Here is a 21681-nt window from a genome sequence, read left to right on the forward strand (position 1 = left end):
CCACTCCTCCTCGCTTGAATGCCTACCTTTACCGGCGCTCTAGCTTTCCGAACCAATGTCTGTTCCCAAACGCGCTGCGCTCCGCGTGCTCGTCGTGCTCGTCCCGCTCGTGTCGCTCCTGATGCTGGGGCGGCTGGTAGCGGACTGGCGGGCGATTGCTCAGGTCACCGGGGAAACGCCGGCGGCCTCGGCCCCGCGCGGGTTCGACTGGGTGCAGTGGCAGGACCGCGACGGCGAGATCGTGGCGGCCTATGTCTATCCGGGCGGGACGGCCTACGCGGCCGGGCTCCGCGAGGAGGCCGTGCTCTACCAGTTCGAGTTCCAGCAGTTCTTTTCGGCCGAGGACCTAAAGCGCGCCGTGGAAGGGGTCGCGCCGGGCGACATGCTGGTATACGACGTGGTGCAGGACGACCAGCTTCAGTCGTTCGAGATTCCGATCTCGCGCTACCCGACGTTTCTGTACCCACTCGGCGGCATGCTGTGGCAGGCGTCGCTGTGGGGGTTCGCGCTCGCAGCGTTCCTGCACCTGCTCGGCCTCACGATCGTGGCACCGCTCGTGGGGCGGAGCCGGCGGTCGTGGCGGTCGTTTGCGCTGTTTGCCGCGGCGTCGCTCTGGGTGTTCGGCAACCTAGTCCGGCTGCTGAGCCTGACGCTCGCCGGGCCCCCGATGGGCGGCGGATACGCGGCGTTCTTCCAGGCCGTGACGCTGCTCGCGCTCGGCGGGTGGGTGCTGTTCCCGGCCCTCCTGCTCCACCACGTCCTCGCCGACGTAATGCGACTCCGGGCGGTAGTGCTTGCGGCGGTGTATCTCCCGGCGGCGGTGCTAGGAAGCGCAGTCGCTGGTGCCGTGATCTGGGGTAGCGTGGGGCCGCTCACGCTCGACGCGCTCATCGCGCCGATCCTGTTCTACGTCTGCTGCTACGTCGCTGCCGCGACGGGGCTGAGTCTTGCGTCGCCCAGGCCGGACGAGACCCCAGAGGGCGACGCCGTCCCTGCGTCGACGGCGTGGAGCCGGGCCGGGAGCGCGGCCGTGTTCGCGCTCGCGGTGCTCGGGGCGCTCTCGGTCTACGGGATCGTACCGCTGCCGGGGGCGGTCTCGGACGCCGGCGTCGGCGGGCTGATCGTGCTCATCCAGCTCCTGTCGCTGGCCCCGGTCGGGCTGGCGTCAGTCGCGACGCTGCGCTACGGGCGGGCCGACGCGGTCGTGACGCGGGCGCTGGTCTACGTGCTGCTCTTCGGCGCGGCGTTCTTCGTGGTCGTGGGCGGGCTGCTGCTCGTGGAACGGGTGTTGCCCTCGGGCCTGGGGGCGTGGCCGCGCTCGGTCGTGGCGGGGGTGTACGTGGTGCTGCTGATGCTGCTGGCCGAGCGGGGCGCGCGCGTGCTCCGCCGCTACGTAGCCCGGTGGTTCGTGACCGAGCGCCAGCGGGCGCGCGCCCAGATTCGGGCCTTCAGCGAGCGGCTGCGCCACGTCCTCGACGCGCACCGCCTGGCCCAAGAGACCGTGCAGACGGTGGGCGCGGCGCTCGGCGCGCGCTCCGGCGTGCTCTTCCTGCGCGACCCCGCGGGCGACGACGCCTGGGTGCGGGCCACCTACCACCCCGACCCGCCGTATTTCACCGAGGCCGAACTGCGCCAGGTCTGGGACCGGCTCCAGCAGGCCGGGACCGTGTGGGCCCGCAACGCCGAGCTCGACGAGAGCGACCTGTCGCCGGAGGAGAACCGGCTCCTGCAAACGCACGGCGTGGCCCTCGCGGTGCCGGTGGCGGGCGGCGAGACCGAGCCGGCGGGCCTCCTCGTGCTCGGGCGCAAGGCCCGGCGCCGGGCGGTTTACAACCTCGAAGACGTGGCGATGCTACGCTCGCTCGGCGGCCAGCTCGCCCTGGCCGTCGAGCGGCTCGCCCTCGTCGAGCGCGAGAAGGCGCTCGTGCGGCAGAGCGCCGAAGCGCAGCTCGCCGCGCTCCGGGCGCAGATCAACCCGCACTTTCTCTTCAACACGCTCAACACCATTGCCGCGCTGATCGACCAGGACCCGCGCGAGGCCGAGGGCACCGTCGAACGCTTGGCCAGCATCTTCCGCACCATCCTCCAGACCGGTAGCCGCCCCTTCGTTCCGCTGGCCGACGAGGCGCGGCTCGTCGAGGACTACCTCGCCATCGAGCAGGCGCGCTTCGGCCCGGCCCTCCGCATCGAGCGCGCGTGGGACCCGGCGCTCCGCGACCTGCCCGTGCCCGCCTTCGCAGTCCAGACGCTCGTCGAGAACGCCGTCAAGCACGGCATCGAGCGCAAGCGCGGCGGCGGCACGCTGACCCTCGCCAGCCGGCACCGCGGCGACTGCGCCGAGGTCTGCGTGACCGACACCGGCCTGGGCATCCCCGCTCTCTTCTCCGGCGGCGACGGCGTTGCGGACGTGGCGCACCCGGCGTCGTTCTTCGGCATCGGGCTGCGCAACGTGGCCGCCCGGATGGAGCAGCTCTACGGGCGCACCGACCTCCTCCGCTTCGCCAGCGCGCCGGACACCGGGACCGAGGTGAAGCTGCTGATTCCGCTCGCCGAGACCAGGCCGGTGTGACGAAGACTCTGCACGCGGCAGCGTCCTGGAGCGCATCTCTGGGCGAAGAGAGCGCCCCAGGGTTTAGAGTCTGTTCAGCCCCGCCGAACCTAATGCCAGCGCCGCCCTGCGCTTTCCGCCGAGAACCCTGCCCTACCTCTGTCGTCTGTCCAGATCATGCCTGCAGGTCCCGCCCGGTCTCCCTTCTCCGGTGCTTCCTCGTCCCTCGTCTGGGGGAGGAAGGACGGGCGCGTCATCTACCAGTGCCCGGACACCGGAGCCACGTTCTACGACCGGACCGAGGTGTCGGGACGGCTCGAAGAAGACTATCCCTACCTGAAGGGGTTCGACGCCGAGCGGTTCGAGTGGGAGGTCCGCATCCGCCGTCCGAAGTTCCAGCGGCAACTCGAACGGATGCGGCGCTACGTCGACGGCGAGCGACCACACCTGCTCGATGTCGGGGCAGGCCCCGGCTACCTCGTCTACGTCGCAAACGAAGAGGGATGGAGTGCCGTCGGTGCCGAGGTGTCGGCCGACGCCGTCCGGTACGGGGCGCAGCAGTACGGGGCGCGCTACGTCGAACTGGACGAGGTCGAGCGCGAGAGCGTGGACGCGCTGACGTGCCACCACGTCCTGGACCATGTCGACGAGCCGGTCTCGTTTCTGGAGACCTTGCACGCCAAGCTGAGGCCGGGCGGACTCCTCGTGCTCCACGTATCGCACCAGCAGCCGCTTACCTTCGCGCTGCGCGACACGCTGCGCCGGCTGACCTCGGGCGGTGCGGCCGAGACGGTCTGCAAGCTCTACGAGGGCCTCCACGTTTCGGGCTTCACCGCAGCCTCGCTGCGGGCGGTCGCCGAGCGCGGCGGCTTCGAGACGCACTTCACCAAGACGCCGGGGATGTGGTCGCGGTACTATGACCCGTTCTTCTTCCGTAGTCTTGCGCGGGAAGGACGCTGGGGGACGATCGCCCGTAAGGCCCTTCGCCACGCGGCGGAGAACCTCGGCCGGCCCTTCGGGCTGGGCGACTGGGTGGTGGGGTATTTTCGCAAGGCGTAGCCTCTGCGCCTGGTCCTGCAATCGTTTGACTCTGCTCCCCTGAGCGAAGCGCCGCCGTGAGGAAGAGAAAGGGCGTGGAGAGCAAGGAGGGAACGGAGGGTAGATTGAGGGGCAGGGGACGTGAGTCCCTCCTCGCCCTCCGTTCCCTCCACGCAGGGAACGCCCCATTCCTCCCTCTCCTCCCATTCCGCGCCGCAGGCGCACCCCCGCCATGCTCAAAACCCTGATCGTAGACGACGAAGCGCCGGCCCGCAGCCGGCTGGCCCGCCTGCTCGAACCCTTTGCGGAGGAAGAGCGGATTGAGGTTGTGGGAGAGGCCGTTGACGGAGTCGAGGCGCTGGAGAAGCTGGCGGCGGGCGGCGTGGACCTCGTCCTGCTCGACATCCAGATGCCCGGGCTGGACGGCTTCGACGTGCTCGACCGACTGCCGCCCGAGAACCGGCCCGTCGTCGTCTTCACGACTGCGCACGACGAGCACGCCCTCCGCGCCTTCGAGGCGAGCGCCGTGGACTACCTCCTCAAGCCCATCCAGCAGGACCGCCTCGCCCTCGCCCTCGCCCGCGCCGAGAGGCTGGCCGGTGGGGACGGAGCCCGGCGCGACGGCGAGGACCGCCTCGCCGACCTGCTCGAATACCTCGACGGGCACGCCGGGACGGCCCTGGCCGGGCAAGACGGCGACCACCTCAAGCAGCTTTCCATCCCCGGCTCCGACCGGCTCGTGATCGTCTCGGTCGAGCAGGTGCTCTCGGCGGAGGTGGAGGACGGGATCACCCGGCTCTACGTCCTCCAGGACGACGAGGCGCGTCCGCCGGGCCGGCCCCGGCAGGCAAGCCGCCACATCGTCTCCCACACGCTCGACGCGCTCGAAGGCCGCCTTGACCCGGCGCAGTTCATGCGCGTGCACCGCTCGGCCATCGTGCAGCTCCGGCACATCCGCGAGATGGTCCAGTGGTTCAGCGGGCGCTACAAGCTCGTGCTGGCCGGCGGGCACGAGGTCATCGCCAGCCGGAGCCGCTCCCGCGAGCTCCGCGACCGGCTGAGCCTGTAGCGGCTCGGGGCTTCCCTGGGACGTATCGTAGGGTAATTCCTAGGAGTTAGGCTTTTTAGATAGCGCCGGAGTTACGGAATCATTACCTTCTGGTTTGGCTCCCGGAAGGCCTTGCGGAGCCGCCCGTAGCTCATCCCACCAAAAAAGAGGCCCATTCATGCGCCAGCGCTACAGCGTGAGGGCGACCTGTGCCGTCGCCCTATTCCTGCTCGGAACGCTCTCTGCATCCGCTCAGTCCGTCAACGGAACCGTCACCGACGCCGACACCGGCGAGCCCCTGCCGGGCGTCAACATCCTCGTTCAGGGGACGACCGTCGGGACCACGACCGACCTCAACGGTCGCTACGACCTCGAGCTGCCGTCTGGCAACCGAGGCCTGCTGTTTTCGTTTGTCGGTTACCGCGACTTCGAGGTCGTACTGCCACCCGGCGTGACGGCCTTCGACGTGGAAATGGAGGAGGACCCACTTGGTCTCGACGAAGTGGTGGTGACAGGCCTGGCCACGTCGGTCAAGCGCTCGAACCTCGCCAACTCGGTCGGGACGGTCTCGGCTGAGGAACTCGTGCCCGCCCCGGCGCAGACGCTGGAGCGCGCACTCAGCGGCAAGATCGCCGGCATCTCGATCAGCCAGAACACCGGCGCGCCCGGCGGCGGTATCAACGTCAACCTCCGCGGCACCTCGACGATCACTGGCGACACGCAGCCGCTCTACGTGATCGATGGCGTTATCATTGACAACTCGGCCATCGAGCCGGGTCTCGACATTGTAACGGCCGCGACCGGTGCAGGCAGTGCCCGGCCACAGGGCCAGCCCACCAATCGCATCGCCGACCTCAACCCGAACGACATCGAGAGCATCGAAGTCCTGAAGGGCGCGAGCGCCGCTGCCATCTACGGCGCGAAGGCGACCAACGGCGTGGTCCTCATCACGACTAAGCGCGGCCGTCCCGGTGAGACCCGGATCAGCCTCTCGCAGCAGGTCGGCTTCACCTCGATCCTCAACAAGATCGGGACGCGGCAGTTCACGGCTGAGACGGCTGAAGCGCTCGTCGAGGGGGGGGGCGATCTCCTCGCGCAGAACGGACAACTCGACTACGAGGATCTTATCTACGGCGAGACCGGCCTGCTGAGCGAAACCAACATCGGCATCTCCGGCGGTGACCAGAACACGCGGTTCTTCGTCAGCGGTCTTGCGCTCAACGAAGACGGCATCGTCGACAACACGGGCTACGACAAGTACAGCGCCCGCGTCAACGTCGAGCAGCGCTTCAGCGACCGCATCCGGTTCAACGTCAACACCTCTATCTCGCGCTCGACCTCGGACCGGAGCATCACCGGCAACGAGAACCAGGGCAGCACGACGCTCGGCTTTGCGCAGGTGTTCACCCCGCCGTTCATCGACCTCCGGGAGACCGACGGCGTCTTCCCGAGCGGCCCCGCCGGAGCCAACCCGCTCCAGACGGTCGCTCTGCTCCAGAACGAGGAGACCTCCAACCGAGGCATCGGGTCGGTCTTTCTCGGCCTCAACCTGCTCCGTGTGCAGAACCAGACGCTCGACTTCAACGTGCAGGGCGGTGCGGACTACTACACCCTGGAGAACGATATCCTGTCGCCGCCCGAGCTTCAGTTCGAGCAGGCGAAAGACCTGCCAGGTCTCTCGGTTAAGGGCCGTACGACGAGTCTGAACACGAACCTCGGCCTCAGCCTCGTCCACTTCTACAGCACGCCGTCGCAGATCACGTTCAACACGTCGGCGGGCTACCAGTACGAGACGCGCGACCTGAACAACATTTTGAGCCAGGCGCAAGGCATCGTCGAGACCCAAAGCAACCTCGACCAGTCGGCGACGGTCTCGATTCTGGAGAACCGCCTGATCCAGCGGGAGCGCGGGTTCTTCCTCCAGGAAGAGGTCAACTTTCGTGACCAAGTGATCCTGACGGGTGGCTTCCGGGCCGACGCCAGCAGCCGGAACGGCGACACCGAGCAGTTCTTCTTCTACCCGAAGATCTCGGCAGCCCTTCGGCTCTCGCAGTTTGACTTCTGGCAGCCGCTGGGCGGCCTCGCCAACGACTTCAAGCTCCGCGCTGCATTTGGACGCACGGGCAACCTTCCGCTGGCGCGGGCCAAGTTCACATCGCTGATTCCCGAGAACGTCGCCGGCACCGGTGGTGTCCTCTCCCCGACGCGTCGCGGCAATCCGGACATCGAGCCGGAGCAGGCGCAGGAGTTCGAGGTAGGTGCCGACGCTACGTTGTTCGATGACCGCGCCTCGGTCGAGTTCTCGTACTACACCCAGAATATCACCGACCTCATCCTGCAGAACGCGCTGCCCCCGTCCTCCGGATTCACCTCGGAGTTCATCAACGCCGGTGACATGACCACACAGGGCATCGAAGCAGCGCTGACGGCTACGCCGGTGGACGGGGCCGTGACGTGGAGCACGCGCTTCAACTTCTTCACGTCTTCGTCCGAGATCACGAGCCTCGACGTGGACCCGTTTGAGATCGGCGGTTTCGCCCTCTCGCTTGGCCAGTTCCGCATCGAAGAGGGTGTCTCGCCGAACGAGATCACCGGACTCGACGAGGACGGCAACCAGGTATTTCTGGGGAACGAGAACCCGGACTTCCAGCTTGCCTGGAACAACGACATCTCGTTTAACCGCTTCAGCCTCGGCTTCCTGTGGGACTGGAAGCAGGGCGGCGACGTTATCAACCTCGGCAAGTTCCTCTCGGACCTCGGCGGAACGACCGAAGACCTCGACACGCAGGAGGGGCAGGACCGCCTTGCCGGCGTGGGTGGCACCGGCCGCTACGTCGAGGACGGGACGTACCTCAAGCTCCGGGAAGCGAGCCTCACCTACGACGTCGACCCGGATGTCGTGGCGCGCTGGACGAGCGGGCAGGCCCGGAGCCTCACCTTCGGCATCTCCGGCCGTAACCTCCTGATGTTCACGGGCTACGACGGGTATGACCCCGAGGTAAGCCAGTTCGGGAATGTCGCCATCGGGCGATCCGTGGACGTGCTCCCGTTCCCCTCCGCTCGCAGCTTCTATTTCAAGGTCGCCGTGGGCCTCTAGGCACGCCACGCTCTCCGACTTGCTGACACCAGCCGACAGATCTATGACTTCCCTACGCTTGTTCCAACGCCGCTTCACCCGGCTCTGCGCCGCAGCCCTCGTAGGCGGCTTCGCGCTGTTCTCCTTTTCAGGATGTGACAGCCTTGACGTTGCCAACCCCAACGCTCCCGAACCCGAGGTAGTGAGCATCCAGGCGCTCGCTACGGGCCTCGAAGGCGGCCTTCGTGCCGGCATGGGCGTTTACTGGCGCGTCAACGGCATCTTCGCTCGCGACCTGTACTACTTCGAGCCGGCCGATCCCCGCTACACGGGCGAGCTTTACACGGGGCCGCTTGATCCAGGTGGTTTCCTACTCCTCACGCCCTGGTCGGGCCGCTACCGGGCCATCGGCCAGGCACGAATCCTGATCGAGCAGGCTGAGGCCCGAGGTTTGGGCGAGGCCGAGCAGGCAGGCATCCGAGGCTACGCCAACACGCTCATTGCGCACCAGCTCCTGCTTGCCCTCAACTATCTCGGTGAGAACGGAATCAAGATTGAATTCTCCGACCAGGTCGATGTCCCGTTCGTGACCCAGGAGGAGGGCTACGCCGAAATCAACCGGTACCTGGACGAGGCGCTGACGGACCTGCAGAGTGCCGGCGATGCGTTCCCCTTCTCGCTCTCGGGCGGCTTCGCAGGGTTCGACACGCCGGCCGGCTTCGCCCAGTTCAACCGGGCCATCCGGGCACGCGTCGCCATCTACCAGGGCGATGCTGGGGCAGCCCTCTCGGCGCTCGAAGGGTCGTTCATCAGCGACGGCGACCTCAACGGCGGCGTGTACCACACCTTCGGCGCGGGCAGCGGTGACCGTCTCAACCCGATGTTCGAGGTGCCGACGGCTGACTTCGTGAAGCTCCGGGCGACGCCAGAGTTCGTGGCAGACGCCGAGGCGGGCGATCAGCGCGTCGCCAGTAAGGTGCTGGATCGGGGCGAGGAGCTTCCGGCCAGCCCCGGTTCGGCAAACGGACTGGCCAGCTCGGTCGTCGTGACGACCGCGTCGAGTTCGTCAGGCTCGTACCCGGTCATTCGGAATGAGGAACTGCTCCTCATCCGGGCGGAGGCTAACATCCTCAACGGCGATCTTGACGCGGCCGAGACCGACATCAATGCCGTCCGCAGCGCAGCCGGTCTCGGCAACGTTGAGCTAGACGACGAGAATGCCCTCGATCAGCTCCTCTTTGAGCGGCGCTACTCGCTCTTCGCTGAGGGACACCGCTGGGTAGACCTCCGGCGGTACGACCGGCTCGGCACCCTCCCGACTCCCGAGGTCGGCGAGGGGATCACGTCGCAGATCTTCGAGCAGTGGCCGCGTCCCAACTCCGAGGTTCCAGGCTGACAGACCAGCCATCCGACGGTATCAGCGCGAGGCCGAGTGCATGCTCGGCCTCGCGTCTCGTTGATGCCAGGGGCTGCATCTTCTCCGGGAGGTAGAGCCCTTTGTGCTTGTCGTGGCCTCGCCGTGCCGGATGCCAGTCTCGCGCCGGGTGCTATCTTTGGGGCGTATATGTGAACCGCCTCTCTTGCCTCTCGATGCCTCTCCTCGCGCTCCTCCTCCTCCTTCTCGCCGCCCCGGCCTCGGCGCAGCCGGCGGACAGCACGGGGGCGACGGGTTTTGAGGAAGGGGTGGTGTGGAGGCAGCCGGACGACCTCCAGGCGGCGCTGCGCGACCTCCGAGCGATGCGCGAAGCGGGCGTCGAGGCGGTGCGGACGGGTCTCGTCACGCGCACACCGGTGCTGCGGACGGCTGACCTGCTCGGGCTGGCGCTCTACCAGGACCTGCCGGTGTCGGACCTGCCGGCGGCGCGGCTCGCGGACACGCTCGCCTTCGCCACGCGCGAACTGGACGCGGCCCTCGCCCTCGCCGCACAGCATCCCTCGGCCCGCGCGTTCGGCCTGACGCGCTTCTCGGACACGAGCGACCTGGCGGCCTGCGCCTACGTCGAAGCCCTCGCCGCCCGCGTCCGCGGTGCTGGGCTAGCGGGCGCAAAGACGTACTACCTCTCGCACTTCGTCGAGGACGACGCGTGCGCTGGCCAAGTGGACCTCGTGCTGCTCGACGCGCGAGGCCACGATCCACTAGACCTGGTCCGGCGGTGGCGCTCGGCGCACGAGACGCCGGTCGGCCTCGGCAGCTTCGGGGCACCCGTGGACGACGGCGTCGAGGGCGGCTACCGGACGCCCCGGTCGCCGACAGCCCAGGCGCGGTTTCTCGAAGCAGGCCTGGCGGAGTTGGGCGACCTCGACCCGCCGCTCGCGGCTCTGTTCGTCTTCGCCTGGCGCGACGGCGTCGAGGCCCCGTACGGGCTGATCCAGACCGACGACCGGACGCGCCCGGCGTTCAGTGTGCTGCGCGGCTTCTACACCGGCGAGCAGCGGGTCTTCGCGTTCGACGCGGGGCCGGAGCCGGTGGCGCGGGTCAACACGCCCACGTTCGTGCTCGTCGCCTGGCTGCTGGCGATAGGGTGTGCCGTGATGATGGGGTTCGCTCCGCGCTTCCGGCAGCTCGTCCCGCGCTACTTCGCCCGCCACGCTTACTACCGCGAAGCGCTGCAGCGAGGGCGGGCCGCAGAGGATTGGACCGGCGTTGCCCTCGCCGTCGTGCTGGCCCTCGCGGCCGGTGTGATCGGCGCGGTCGTGCTTCACGCTGCGACCCGGACCGACGTGCTGGAGGCCCTCGTAGGCGGACTGGAGCCCAAAGCCGAGGCCCGCGTGCTCGGCCTGATCGGCGCACCGCTCGCCGTTGTGCTCCTCACCGGGATCGTCTACGGGGTCTGGCTGCTGCTGAACATGCTGTGGCTGCTCGCGCTCACGGGGCGGAGCTCCCACCGCGTCCGGCCGGGGCAGGCGCTCACGCTCGCCGTCTGGAGCCGGTGGCCGGTGCTGGTCCTGATGGTCGGGGCGGTGCTGGTGGCCGTGCAGCCGGCCCCGATCCGGTGGGTCCCGCTGCTGCTCGCGCTGTGGGTGGTTGCCGAAGCCGTGGCCGCCGTGCGAATGCTCTTCGACTTCAGCCGCGTCACGCGCGTCCCGATGCCGCGGGCGCTCTTGCTCGGCCTCGGCGTCCCGCTCGGGGTTCTCGCCGCGCTCTGGGTGTTCGCCTTCGTCGCGGTCCGGCCGGAGCTAGGCTTCCTGTGGCACCTCGCCACGCGGCAGTGAGCGCCGTCAGCCGCGGGCGAGGCGCTTGCGGAGGCTCGCCATCAGGGTCTCGAAGCCGTCCGCGACGCCCTTGCGCTTCATCACGCGCTGGAACGAGGTGGCGTAGCCCTCGACCGTGCTCACGTCGTCGATCACGATGTCGGTGACGGCCCACGCGTCGCCGGTGCGGGCGAGGGCGTAGACCACCTCGGCGTCCACGTCGCCCGAGCGGGCCGTCGTGAAGGCGGTCGCCGTCGCCCCGGTCACGGCCACGTCGCCGTAGCTGACGCGGGCGCGGTAGAGGTCGAGGTCGGCGAGGCTCTGGGCGCGGATGACGCCGCCGAAGGCCTCGGCGAACTCGGCCTGCTGACCGGCCGAGAGGTCGCTCCAGAACGGGCCGAGGGCCTGCGCTGACATCGCCTCGAAGTCGATCACGTCGTTGACGACAGCGCGGAGTTCGTCGCGCTGCGCGGCGGTCGGGGTGCCCTCGCCGAGGATCGTCTTGATCTCGGCGTCGCGCTGCCGGAGCATCTCCTCGATGCCGTCGGACTGCGCCGCCGCGGGGGCGACGAGGACGAGGGTGAGGAGGACGAGCGTAATGCTGTTCAGGATAGTGGTCATGGTGGACGTCAGAGAGGTAGAAATCGATGGGCTGGGAGGCGGGAGGCGAGGGGAGCTAGCCGCCGGAGGATGGTCCAAACCCTGTGCCGCGCTCAGCGCGCTCGGCGAGCGTGCCGGTGGCGTGGAGGAGGCGCAGCACGGCGACGTTGTAGGTCTGGACGGCCTCTAGGCGCGCCGCCCGGCTCTCGAGGTCGGCGCGGACGGCGGCGATGAGGTCGTCCACGTCGCCGAGGGCGAGGTCGAAGTTGATCTGCTCAGTGCGCAGCCACTCGCCGGCGATGCGGACGGCCTCGCGGCGGGCGCGGAGCGCGGCCTCGGCGATCACGAGGCGGCGGTAGGCCTCCTCGACCTCGAACAGGACGAGCTGCTCGGCGGCGGTCTGCTGGAAGCGCACCTCGGCGCGCTCGGCCTCGGCCTGCTGGACCTTCGCCCGCGTCTGGAAGAACGTCAGGTTCTGCCGCACGCCGACGCCGAAGCGGAGGCCCGCGCCGAGGAAGGAGTCGCTGATGAACGGGTTGCCCTGCTGCGTGCGGCCCTCGGCGTAGCGCCCGCTAGCCCGCCCGCCGATGAACAGCTTAGGGTAGTAGTCCGACTTCGCCACGCGGACGAGCGCGTCGCGCGCCCGGAGCCCCGCCTCGGCCTGCCGAAGCTCGGCGCGGTGGGCGAGGCCGAGCCGCTGGTAGACACCGAGCGAATCGCGCTCGAACGCGATTGGTTCGAGGGGCCGGGTGCGCACCGCTGCGCCGGGCCGCAGCACCTGCCGTCCGAGCGCCGACGCCGCAAGCGCTCGCTGCTCGCCGACCTCGGCCCGCTGCCGGAGGTACTCCTGCTCGAAGAGCCGGAGCTGGAACAGGTCGGCGTCGCTCACCGAGGCGTCGCCCTCGTCGAGAAGGCCTTGCAGTTCGCCTCGGGCCGTGCCGAGCGCCTCGCCGGTCTCGACGGCAATCGCGGACAGGGTCTCGGCGAGGAGGAGGCCGTAGTAGAGCTCGCCGGTGCGGAGCGCGACCTCGCTCGCCTTTGCTGCCGCCTGCGCCTCTTCCAGCGTGACGGCGGCGTCGGCGGCGCGGATCTGCCCGCTCAGTTCGCCCCAGGTCCAGAGCGGCTGAATGGCCTCGGCGGTGAACTCGTTGTAGGGACGCGCGTCGTCCCAGTCGTTGCGGACGCCGGGGTCGAGGTAGAGCTGGTCGGCGGGGAGCGTGGAGCCGTTGCGGTCGAGGCCGGGAGCGACGGCGTGGCCCGTCGTGAGGCTGAACTCGGTCAGGAAGCGCGCCGCCCGCGCCTGCCGCGCCCGCGCCGCCGCAAAGTCCCGCCCGGCGCGCTCGATCTCGACCTCCGGGCTTCCGTCGAGCGCCAGCCGCATCGCCCCGAGCACGTCCACGTCGAGCGTGTCGGGCTGGGCGAGGGCCGCCGGCGCGAGGGCGGCGAGGAGCGCGAGCAGTCGGAGCATGGAGGCGGTAGGGAACGAGACGAAAGATAGCCGTGCCGCCCATTTCAGCCGAGGCGAACGCAGTGGAGGTAACGCGAAGAGGGACGCGTGCAGTGTGAAGGACCGCTAGCCAGGGCGAGACGCGTGATCGAGAGCAGATCGGTGAAGTACCTTCGGTCTACCCCCACGGTCCCAACCGCTGCAGAGGCGTAGCATGAAATCGAAGAGATAGGGTTGCATCCTCCGCTCTTCCCTTCCTCCGCTCGTCCGCTCCTATCCATGCCCTACCACAACACGCCGCAGCCGCTCGGGGCCGTGCTCCGCGAGGTGATCGACAAGGCCGGCTACCGCGAGAAGATCGACGCGGTGCGGGCCGTGGAGGCATGGGCGACGCTCGCCGGACCGCAGATCAACGGGGTGACGGAAAAGGCGTGGGTGAAGGGCGGGGCCTTGTTCGTCAAGATCCGCTCTGCCCCGTGGCGGCACCAACTCCACCTCCAGCGCCGCCCCTGGTGCGAGCGCCTCAACGCCGAACTCGGCAGCGAAGTCATTCGCGAGATCGTGTTCCGCTGAGGGTGCCCTAGCTTCTGGTGAGCGTGTTTAGCTCGGCCAGCGCGGTGCGAGCGCGGCGCGTGAGGCGGTGGTCGTCGCCGCGCCGGGCGCGGAGGGTGACGTAGCCGGTGTCGAGGAGGACGCGCGCAGCCTCAGTCTGCCCGAGGTGCATCAGGCAGGTGCCGAGCGCTACGCGGGCCTCGGCCGTGCGCACATGATCGGTGCCGAAGGCGGCCTCGCGCAGCCGCAGCGTCTCGCGGAGGGGGGCCTCGGCCTCGCGCGCTGCGCCCTGCGCGTCCAGCATCCGGCCCTGGCCGAGCAGGGCGGTGGCGAGCGCCTCCGGGGCTTCCGGCCCGGCCCGTAGCGTGGCCACGGCCTGCTCATAGAGCGGAGCGGCCCCGTCGTAGTCGCCCCGGTCGCGCAGTACGTCGGCGACCGCCGCGTAGCCAATGCCGACGTCCGGGTGATCGTCGCCGTGGATGCGGCGGTAGAGGGCGAGCGACTCGCGGCTGAGGCGCTCCGCCTCGTCGTAGTCGCCCTGGGCGCGGGTGACGAAGGCGAGGTTGTGCTTGACGAGGGCGACGTACCGGTGCTCCGGCCCAAGCTCTTCGAGGTCGAAGGCGAGCACCTTCCGGTAGAGCGGCTCGGCCTCGTCGTAGCGCCCCCGGTCGCGCAGCACGTTCGCGAGGTTGTTCGTGACCGTAGCCGTGTTGATGTGGTCCTCGCCGAGGCGTTCGAGGTCGAAGGCGAGCACCTGCTGGAAGAGCGGCTCGGCCTCGTCGAGCCGGTCGCGGCGGCGGAGGATGACGGCGAGGTTGTTCATCGAGGTCATCGTTTCGACGTGGTCCTCGCCGAGCACGGCCCTGCGGATGGCGAGGGCTTCGCGGGCGAGCCCCTCGGCCTCCTCGTGGGCCCCCTGCCGGCGGCGCACGATGGCGAAGTTGGTGAGCACGGCGGCGACCTGCTCGTCCTCGTCGCCGAGCGTGGCGCGGGTGATGGCGAGGGCGTCGGCGAAGAGGCGGGACGACGCGTCGTAGTCGCCCTTGCGGTGGAGCGCCTGCGCGAGCACGGCCATGCTCGCCGCCGTCGCTGGGTCGCGGTCGCCGAGTTCGGCGCGGCGAATGGCGAGCGAGCGCTGAGCGAGGGTCTCCGCTTCGTCGTAGTCGCTTGCTGAGAGGGCGAGTTCGCTGAGCGCGTGGGTGCTGGCTGCGACGAGAACGTGGTTGGGCCCGTAGACCGTCTCGCGCAGGACGAGCGAGGCTTCGTACAACTGCTGGGCCTGGTCGTAGCTCCCGAGCTTGGCGTGGATGTCGCCGAGCACGCCCATGAACTCCGCCTGGAGGTCCGGCTCCTGCGCCAGCGACCGGTCGATCAGCCGCTCTCCCCGGTCCATGATGTCGCGGGCCGTCACGCTGTCGATGGCTGTCGTATTGGGGTCGGCGACCTCGAAGATGTCCAGGAAGAAGCCCATGACGGCTTCCGTGCGGGCGGCCTCGCGCTTGAGGGCCTGGGCCTGGGAGAGCGTCACGGCGAAGCCGGCCGTCAGCAGGACGAGGGCGACCGTAGCCGTCGCGACGCCGACGCGGTGGCGCTGGACGAACTTCCGCGCCCGGTAGCCGGGGGAGTCCTTGCGCGCCGCCACCGGACGCCCCTCGAGGTGCGCGCACACGTCGTCGATGAACGCCTCGACGCTGGCGTAGCGGCGGTGCGGCTCCTTGCGGAGCGCCTTGAGGAGGACTGTGTCGAGGTCGCCCGCGAGGTGGCGGCGGAGCACGGTGAGGGGCGCGCGGCGCGCCGCGGCCACCTCGTCCGGCCGGATCGTCTCGACGGTCCCGCTGGAGCGGCGCACCTCCTCGGTCTGGCCGACGATCGTGCTCGGGCGCGGCGGCTCGGTCTCGCAGATCACCCGCTCCATCTCGCTCGCCGACCGCCGCTCGAAGGCGTAGGGCCGGTGCCCGGTGAGGAGCTCGTAGAGCACCACGCCGAGCGCGTAGATGTCGGTCGAGGTCGTGACGGCGTCGCCCCGGGCCTGCTCGGGAGCGGCGTACTCCGGCGTCATCACGCGGAGCCCCATCTGAGTCTCGATGAGGGTTTCCTCGGCGTCGTCCTTGTGGAGGAGCTTGGCGATCCCGAAGTCGAGGAGTTTGACGCGCGGGGTGCCGTCGCCGAGCGTGCCGGCCCCGGCCTCGGCGATGAGGATGTTCGACGGTTTGAGGTCGCGGTGGATGACGAGGTTGCGGTGGGCGTAGGCGACCGCCTCGGCGACGGACAGAAACAGCCGGATCCGGTCCTCGACCGTGAGGCGGTGCCGGTCGCAGTAGGTCGTGATCGGCTGGCCCTCGACGAACTCCATCGCGAAGTAGGGCTGCCCCTGGCCCTGGCCGGGCTCGGGCTCGGTCACGCCCCCGTCGAGGAGGCGGGCGATGTTGGGGTGCTGGAGGCGGGCGAGGATCTGGCGCTCCTGGAGGAAGCGGCGGATGATCTCGCGCCGGTCCATGCCGGGCCGGATCAGCTTGAGCGCGACGCGCTGCTCGAACTGCCCGTCGGCCCGCTCGGCGAGGTAGACCGTCCCCATGCCGCCCTGCCCGAGCGCCTCGACGATGCGGTACGGCCCGATGAGGGCTCCGAACTCGGGCTGCGGCCCGGCCGTGGCCCGTTCGAGGTCCTCGAGGAGGGTCGCGGCGAAGCCCGCCGCCGAGTCGTCGAGGAAGCCGCCCGCCTCCTCGTCGGCCGCGACGAGCGCCTCGATCTCGGCGCGGAGGTCTGGGTCGTCCGAGCAGGCCGTGTCGAGAAACGCGTCTCGCGCCTCGGGCGCTAGGTCGAGCGCGTCGTCCAGGAGCGACGCGAGGCGCTGCCAGCGCTCGGGACTCATCGTGGGCATGGGGACCAAAAGGGTGAGCCGGAGGGCGGCTTAGGCCACGTTCTCCTCGCTGATCATCTGGTAGAGAAAGGCCCGGGCCTTGCGCCAGTCGCGCTTGACGGTCCGCGCCGAGAGGTCGAGCACCTCGGCGACCTCCTCGATCGAGAGGCCCGCGAAGAAGCGCAGCTCGACGGTGCGCGCCAGCCGCTCGTCGAGGGCGCTGAGGTGGACGAGGGCCTCGTCGAGCGCGAGGATTTCGTCGGCCTTGTCTTCGACCGCGACGCGCTCCTCGTCGAGGAGGGTCGGGCGGGCGTTGCCGCCGCGCTTGAGCGCCCGGCGGTGGCGGGCGTAGTCCACGATGATGTGCCGCATCGCCGTGGCGGCGACGGCGAAGAAGTGCTGCCGGTCCTGCCACCGGCCCTCGGACTGCCCGACGAGCTTGAGGTACGCCTCGTGGACGAGGGCGGTCGAGTTCATCGTCTGGCCGGGGCGGCGGTGCCCGAGCTGGCGGTGCGCGAGGGCGTGCAGCTCCCGGTACACCAGCGGGAACAGCTCGTCGATGGCGCCGCGGTCTCCGTTGCGCAGCGTCTCGAGCAGCCGGGTGACTTCACCATCAGGTCCCATGCGACGTATCCTTCCCTAGCGGCAGTGCCAGAAGACGGGGCGTGTTGACTACAAAATATAAGGTACCCACGTTACGGCACTTCCGGCCGGAACACAAGGGGCGCGAGGTTAAGACACGGGTTCGGTCGCAGCGCCTCGGAACGGCGCGGCGGGCGGCGGGTTGTGCCGGCGGCCTCATCACATATACCCTACCTATGCTTCTTCGACTGCTTCTATGCACCGGCCTGCTCGCGGCGCTCTGCGCCCCGGCGGCGGCCCAGTACGTCCCGCGCGGCGAACGCGGCGAGCGCGACGCCGAGCGCAAGACGCTCATCGACGCCAACCGCGTCGCCATCACGCACTTCAACTACGGCCTCGGCGGCGGCGTGGGCGAGGTCCGGGGCAACTGGCCCAAAGGCTCCGACGACTTCTACCTCGGCGACTTCCAACTCATCGTCGGCGCGGAGGTGACGGACGAGAACGGGATGACGGTGCAGAACGTCGTGACCTCGCGCTCGCCGCGTGCCGGACAGGACGGGCCGCCGGGACAGAGCAGCGTCTTCTGGGGGTTCGAGGCGGTGCCATCCTACCAGAACCCGGAGAGCGAGACCTGGGCGCGCAGCGACGACCCGGCGTCGTGGCCGGACGTGTGGCCGGACCGGCTCGGCGACGCGGACGACCCCGGCTGGCCCGGCGCGTGGAACGGCCTCCTCGGCAAAGACGCCTTCATCGACGGCGTCGAGCTCTACAGCCACTACGCCGACAACCCCGACGAGGAGTTCGACTACGTCCCCGACCCCGCCAACCCCGAGCGCGGCGGCCTCGGCCTCGTCGTCGCCCAGCGCGTCCTCGCGTGGCGCGACCCCCTCCTCGAAGACGCCGTGGTCTACGTCTACGACGTCTACAACGCCAGCCCGAAGCCGCTCGACACCGCCGCGCTCGGTTTTGTCCTCGGCACGCTCGCCGGCGGCGACGGCGACTCGGTCGACGACCTCATCGAGTACGACTTCGACCGCGACGTGGGCTACTGGCTCGACTTCGACAACAGCGGCAACCAGGGCCAGCCCGTGGGCGTGGCGGGCCTCGCGCTGCTCCAGACCCCGACCGTTGGCGGAGTGGAGATCGGAATGACGGGGGTGTTCGGATTCGATCCGCCCGGCGCGGTCCGGATGGACGACGACGACCGGCTCTTCGAGATTCTCACCCGCGACGGGGCCAACGATGAGGATATCGAACGCTGCGCGTTGAGCGGCGGATGCGACGGCGACCTGATCGTTTCGGCCGGGCCGTTCGCGCTTCCAGCGCTCTCGTCGCAGCGGGTCGTCGCCGCGCTCGTCTTCGGCGAGGACCGGGCCGAGGCGGAGGGGCGGATCGACGTGCTGCGCGGGTTCGTCCGCAACGGGTATGTGCTCAGCGGCGGCACCGCAGTGGCGATTACGTCGCCAGGAGACGGTGACGTGGTGAAGGACGGGACGGTCGAGGTCGCGTGGACGGCCGAGGGCGAGGACCTCCGCGTAGCGCTCGACTACTCCGACGACTTCGGGCAGACGTGGACGCCGCTGGCCAGGGACGAGCCCAACGACGGCGGCTACATCTGGAACGCGTCGTCGTTTCCCGCGGGCGTCTACCAGGTCCGTGTCACGGCCTACGGTCCCGGCGGTCTCGGCTCGGCCGCGTCCGGCCGGTTCCGCCTCGACTCGGCCGGCAACGCCGCGCCGCAGGTCGTCCTCGGCGAGCCGCAGCCCGGCACGGTGTCCGGCGTCTATCCCGTGACCTGGACCGCCGCCGACGCCGACGGGGACGACCCCGTCGTGGCGCTTTCGTACCGCACGGCTGGCGGGCCGTGGCTGCCGCTCGCGGGCGACCTCCCGGCCGAGGGCACGTTCGCGTGGGACACCGCGCCGCTGCCCAACGCGCCGGACTACCAGCTCCGCGCCGAGGCGGACGACGGTGCCGCCGTCGGCACTGACATCACGGCTCCCTTCGCCGTCGAGAACGAGCGCGACGGGATTGCCCTGCCGCCGACGTTCGAGGGGCTGGGGACCGGGACGCTCGCCGTCCGCGTCGTGGACGCAGCCGCGCTCACCGAGCACACCTACCGCGTCGCGTTCAAGGCGGAGCCGACCGGGACCGCCTACGACGTGACGAACCTGACAACGGGCGCCCTCGTGCTCAGCGATGTCCCCGTCGCCAGCGACGGGTCGGAGGGGCCGCTCTTCGATGGGCTGCGGCTGGTGGTGCTGGAGGACGAAGCCGCTGTCGATCCGGCCCGAACGGCCTGGGCCGATCCGGAGGGCTTGATCGAGGTCTTCGCCGACCGGATCAACATCGACATTCCCTTCCCGCGCGAGTGGGTCTTCCAGGGCACCGCCGCGCCGTACGACTACGAGGTCCGGTTCGACGACGACCTCGTCGGGCAGTCCTTCGGCGGGTTCACGCTCGGCTCCGGCAGCAGCGCCCCGATGGCCGTAGCGACCGAGACCAACTTCACGGTCCAGAACACGACGCTCGACCGGCCGGCTCCTTTCGTATTTCTGGAGTCGAGAGAGGAGAGCGCCAACGGCCGGCTCGACGACTACGAGTTCGTCTTTGTCTACGAAGACCTCGACGGTGACCCTGGCACCGACTCGGAGCCGACGTACATCGTTCGGCCTGCGCGTACCGACCCTGAGGGTTCGTTCCCGGCCGAGGGCGACGTGCTCGCGCTGCGGACCTTCAAGCCGTTCGCCACGGGCGACGCGTTCCAGTTCGTGGCGAGCCAGACGGTCGATGCGGAGGAGGCCGCGACGCCCGCGGGCGTACGCTTCGGTGGCGTCTTCCCGAACCCCGTGCGACGCTCGGCGACGCTCGTCTTCGAGACGGGCCGCGCCGGCGCGGTGCGGCTCGCGGTCTACGACGTGCTCGGGCGTAAGGTGGCCGTCCTCGCCAGCGGCGAGCGGCCTTCGGGCGTGCACGAGGTCCGGCTCGACGCGCGCGGCCTGGCCAGCGGCATTTACATCATCCGGCTCGACGCGGCAGGGCAGACCCACACCCGGCGACTGACCGTGCTGGACTGACGCCTGACGCACCGCACCCCGGCCTGCCGAGGCAAGCCGGGGTGCAGGGTTTGGTGGCGCAGCGCCGATCAGTCGATCATGTCCTCGGCGCGGTCGGCGGCCTCGGAGCGGAGGTTGCCGGCCTCGCGCTGCACCTTGCCCTGGGCCTCTTCCATCCGGCCTTCGGCTTCCATGCTCTCGTTGCCGACGAGGTCGCCGACGTTCTTCTTGACCTTGCCCTTCATCTCGCCGAGGGCACCGGCTGCCTGGTCCTTGCGGCCTTCGGCCTGCTCGTGGTCGAGGCGGTCTTCGAGACGATCTTTCGTGTGGTCCATGCTAGTGTGGTGTGAGATGAGAAGTGCTGAAGTTCACCCGCACTGGGTGAATGTGCATATTATATGATGCAGGAGCACCTTTGTGCCCGGGGACCTACGCAATTCACGAGGGCATGTGGCTCAGGAGCCTGTAGCGCGCGCCTCCAGGAAGTCTTCGCGCAGCGCCTGCGTCACGCGGTCGGCGGCGAAGGCGGCGAGGCGGGCCAGGCCGCGCTCCATCTCCTCGGCCGAGAGCCCAGCGAGCGCCCGCGCCGTGACGACGTTGCCCGCCGCCGGGGGCAGCCCGAAGAGGGCGTTCGTGAGTACCTCGCGCTCGCGGAGTTCGTCGTCCCAGACGACGGCCCGCGTCTGCCCGTCGAGCAGCACAATGTCGGCTTCGAGCGCGAAGTAGGTCGCGCCCTCGAACGAGTCGGCGACGAGGCCGATCTCGTAGACCCGCAGGTCGAGCACGAAGTCGGCGGCGGCGGGGTCGTCGACGGGGCGAAGGCCGAGGATGGGGGCGCTCCCGGTGAGCGCCCGGCGAGCCAGGATCTCGGCCACGTCCACGTTCGCCGCCGCCGAGTCGAGCCGGGCCTGGGCCTTGCGCGCCTGCTCCCACTTCGCCGAGGCGGTGCCGATGCGGACGGCCGTCCCGATGGGATCAAAGGGATCCACGAACGCGTCGCTCCACGAGCCGCTCATCACGCGGGGCCCCGGCGGGATGGCCGCGATGACGGCGGCGCTGCGGTCGCTGAAGGTGTAGTCGGCCAGCCGATGGGACGGCCCGCAGCCGGCGGTGAGCAGCAGCGCGAGCAACGGTAGGCAGCATGATAATCGCAGAAAACGCATCGGAATCGCAGTTGTCGGGGACAGTGACGGAGGATCAGGACCGGGGCGGCGGGCGTACCTTCTGGCCTTCAGGCACAAGGCCGCTCTGCCCGCACTGCGGGTAACACTTCCCATTCTCATGCCGTACGTCGTTGCTCAGCCCTGCATCAATTGCAAGTACACCGACTGCGTCGAAGTCTGCCCGGTGGACTGCTTCTACGAGGGGCCCAACTTCCTGGCGATCCACCCGGACGAGTGCATCGACTGCAACGCCTGCGTCCCGACGTGTCCCATCGAGGCGATCTATGCCGACGACGAACTGCCCGGCGAGTGGGAGCACTACGCCGAGTGGAACGCCTACCTCGCCGACCAGTGGCAGCAACTCGGCTACAACATCACCGAGAAGAAGGACGAGCTGGAGACGGCCGACGAGTACGCGGCCGAGCCGCAGTGGAGCAGCAAGTCCGAGGAAGACATCCTGACGTGGGAAGGCGCGGAGTAGCCCTCGCCCGAGACCGCTGTTACGGTCGTGTTCAGTGC

The 21681-nt window shown here is 69.5% G+C and carries 15 protein-coding genes; 9 read left to right on the forward strand and 6 right to left on the reverse strand.

Annotation, left to right across the window (positions count from 1 at the left end; translation table 11 throughout):
• The first annotated feature begins 55 nt into the window (after positions 1-55).
• The 6 genes from AAGI91_00535 (at position 56) to AAGI91_00560 (ending at position 10923) form a co-directional block, all read left to right on the forward strand.
• Complete coding sequence (locus AAGI91_00535) at positions 56-2569, forward strand: histidine kinase (protein ID MEM1041091.1); 2514 nt, start codon at positions 56-58, stop codon at positions 2567-2569.
• Between the two features lie 156 nt (positions 2570-2725).
• Entirely contained in the window at positions 2726-3607 is an 882-nt protein-coding gene (locus tag AAGI91_00540; protein ID MEM1041092.1) for a class I SAM-dependent methyltransferase, read from the forward strand.
• A gap of 211 nt (positions 3608-3818) precedes the next feature.
• Positions 3819-4655 (forward strand): LytTR family DNA-binding domain-containing protein, encoded by an 837-nt coding sequence (locus AAGI91_00545; protein MEM1041093.1) that lies wholly within the window; start codon positions 3819-3821, stop codon positions 4653-4655.
• Between the two features lie 157 nt (positions 4656-4812).
• A complete protein-coding gene (locus AAGI91_00550; GenBank protein MEM1041094.1) occupies positions 4813-7731 on the forward strand; it encodes a SusC/RagA family TonB-linked outer membrane protein in 2919 nt (972 codons plus the stop codon).
• Positions 7732-7774: 43 nt separating this feature from the next.
• Positions 7775-9106, forward strand: a complete 1332-nt coding sequence (locus tag AAGI91_00555) for a RagB/SusD family nutrient uptake outer membrane protein (protein ID MEM1041095.1) — start codon at positions 7775-7777, stop codon at positions 9104-9106.
• Between the two features lie 194 nt (positions 9107-9300).
• On the forward strand, positions 9301-10923 hold the full coding sequence (locus tag AAGI91_00560) for a hypothetical protein (GenBank protein ID MEM1041096.1): 1623 nt from the start codon (positions 9301-9303) through the stop codon (positions 10921-10923).
• 6 nt (positions 10924-10929) lie between these two features.
• On the opposite strand, the gene AAGI91_00565 is transcribed toward AAGI91_00560, so the two are convergent.
• Together AAGI91_00565 and AAGI91_00570 are read right to left on the reverse strand one after the other, a co-directional pair.
• On the reverse strand, positions 10930-11523 hold the full coding sequence (locus AAGI91_00565; protein ID MEM1041097.1) for an ABC transporter substrate-binding protein: 594 nt from the start codon (positions 11521-11523) through the stop codon (positions 10930-10932).
• Positions 11524-11578: 55 nt separating this feature from the next.
• The gene (locus AAGI91_00570) at positions 11579-12970 is read right to left on the reverse strand and encodes a TolC family protein (GenBank protein MEM1041098.1); all 1392 of its coding nucleotides are present in this window, start codon (positions 12968-12970) and stop codon (positions 11579-11581) included.
• Between the two features lie 258 nt (positions 12971-13228).
• Here AAGI91_00570 and AAGI91_00575 point away from each other — a divergent pair, with 258 nt between their 5' ends.
• Entirely contained in the window at positions 13229-13522 is a 294-nt protein-coding gene (locus AAGI91_00575; protein MEM1041099.1) for a DUF721 domain-containing protein, read from the forward strand.
• A 7-nt stretch (positions 13523-13529) separates the two neighbouring features.
• Here AAGI91_00575 and AAGI91_00580 read toward each other — a convergent pair whose 3' ends face one another.
• Complete coding sequence (locus tag AAGI91_00580; protein MEM1041100.1) at positions 13530-16382, reverse strand: serine/threonine-protein kinase; 2853 nt, start codon at positions 16380-16382, stop codon at positions 13530-13532.
• A 30-nt stretch (positions 16383-16412) separates the two neighbouring features.
• Positions 16413-16985, reverse strand: a complete 573-nt coding sequence (locus tag AAGI91_00585; protein MEM1041101.1) for a sigma-70 family RNA polymerase sigma factor — start codon at positions 16983-16985, stop codon at positions 16413-16415.
• A gap of 194 nt (positions 16986-17179) precedes the next feature.
• Between AAGI91_00585 and AAGI91_00590 the strand changes: the two genes are divergently transcribed.
• The gene (locus AAGI91_00590) at positions 17180-20020 is read left to right on the forward strand and encodes a T9SS type A sorting domain-containing protein (protein MEM1041102.1); all 2841 of its coding nucleotides are present in this window, start codon (positions 17180-17182) and stop codon (positions 20018-20020) included.
• Between the two features lie 68 nt (positions 20021-20088).
• Here AAGI91_00590 and AAGI91_00595 read toward each other — a convergent pair whose 3' ends face one another.
• Both AAGI91_00595 and AAGI91_00600 read right to left on the reverse strand, forming a co-directional pair.
• A complete protein-coding gene (locus tag AAGI91_00595) occupies positions 20089-20334 on the reverse strand; it encodes a CsbD family protein (GenBank protein MEM1041103.1) in 246 nt (81 codons plus the stop codon).
• 120 nt (positions 20335-20454) lie between these two features.
• Complete coding sequence (locus tag AAGI91_00600) at positions 20455-21129, reverse strand: hypothetical protein (protein MEM1041104.1); 675 nt, start codon at positions 21127-21129, stop codon at positions 20455-20457.
• 151 nt (positions 21130-21280) lie between these two features.
• Here AAGI91_00600 and fdxA point away from each other — a divergent pair, with 151 nt between their 5' ends.
• Entirely contained in the window at positions 21281-21643 is a 363-nt protein-coding gene (gene fdxA / locus AAGI91_00605; GenBank protein MEM1041105.1) for a ferredoxin FdxA, read from the forward strand.
• Positions 21644-21681 lie beyond the last annotated feature (38 nt).

It is taken from the genome of Bacteroidota bacterium, from assembly GCA_038746285.1.
Taxonomy (GTDB): Bacteria; Bacteroidota; Rhodothermia; order Rhodothermales; family JANQRZ01; genus JANQRZ01.

Bases quoted from the DNA above. Each gene is read 5' to 3' on its own strand.
- AAGI91_00535 (MEM1041091.1), top strand. From the start codon at position 56: ATGTCTGTTCCCAAACGCGCTGCGCTCCGCGTGCTCGTCGTGCTCGTC.
- AAGI91_00540 (MEM1041092.1), top strand. From the start codon at position 2,726: ATGCCTGCAGGTCCCGCCCGGTCTCCCTTCTCCGGTGCTTCCTCGTCC.
- AAGI91_00545 (MEM1041093.1), top strand. From the start codon at position 3,819: ATGCTCAAAACCCTGATCGTAGACGACGAAGCGCCGGCCCGCAGCCGG.
- AAGI91_00550 (MEM1041094.1), top strand. From the start codon at position 4,813: ATGCGCCAGCGCTACAGCGTGAGGGCGACCTGTGCCGTCGCCCTATTC.
- AAGI91_00555 (MEM1041095.1), top strand. From the start codon at position 7,775: ATGACTTCCCTACGCTTGTTCCAACGCCGCTTCACCCGGCTCTGCGCC.
- AAGI91_00560 (MEM1041096.1), top strand. From the start codon at position 9,301: ATGCCTCTCCTCGCGCTCCTCCTCCTCCTTCTCGCCGCCCCGGCCTCG.
- AAGI91_00565 (MEM1041097.1), bottom strand. From the start codon at position 11,523: ATGACCACTATCCTGAACAGCATTACGCTCGTCCTCCTCACCCTCGTC.
- AAGI91_00570 (MEM1041098.1), bottom strand. From the start codon at position 12,970: ATGCTCCGACTGCTCGCGCTCCTCGCCGCCCTCGCGCCGGCGGCCCTC.
- AAGI91_00575 (MEM1041099.1), top strand. From the start codon at position 13,229: ATGCCCTACCACAACACGCCGCAGCCGCTCGGGGCCGTGCTCCGCGAG.
- AAGI91_00580 (MEM1041100.1), bottom strand. From the start codon at position 16,382: ATGCCCACGATGAGTCCCGAGCGCTGGCAGCGCCTCGCGTCGCTCCTG.
- AAGI91_00585 (MEM1041101.1), bottom strand. From the start codon at position 16,985: ATGGGACCTGATGGTGAAGTCACCCGGCTGCTCGAGACGCTGCGCAAC.
- AAGI91_00590 (MEM1041102.1), top strand. From the start codon at position 17,180: ATGCTTCTTCGACTGCTTCTATGCACCGGCCTGCTCGCGGCGCTCTGC.
- AAGI91_00595 (MEM1041103.1), bottom strand. From the start codon at position 20,334: ATGGACCACACGAAAGATCGTCTCGAAGACCGCCTCGACCACGAGCAG.
- fdxA (MEM1041105.1), top strand. From the start codon at position 21,281: ATGCCGTACGTCGTTGCTCAGCCCTGCATCAATTGCAAGTACACCGAC.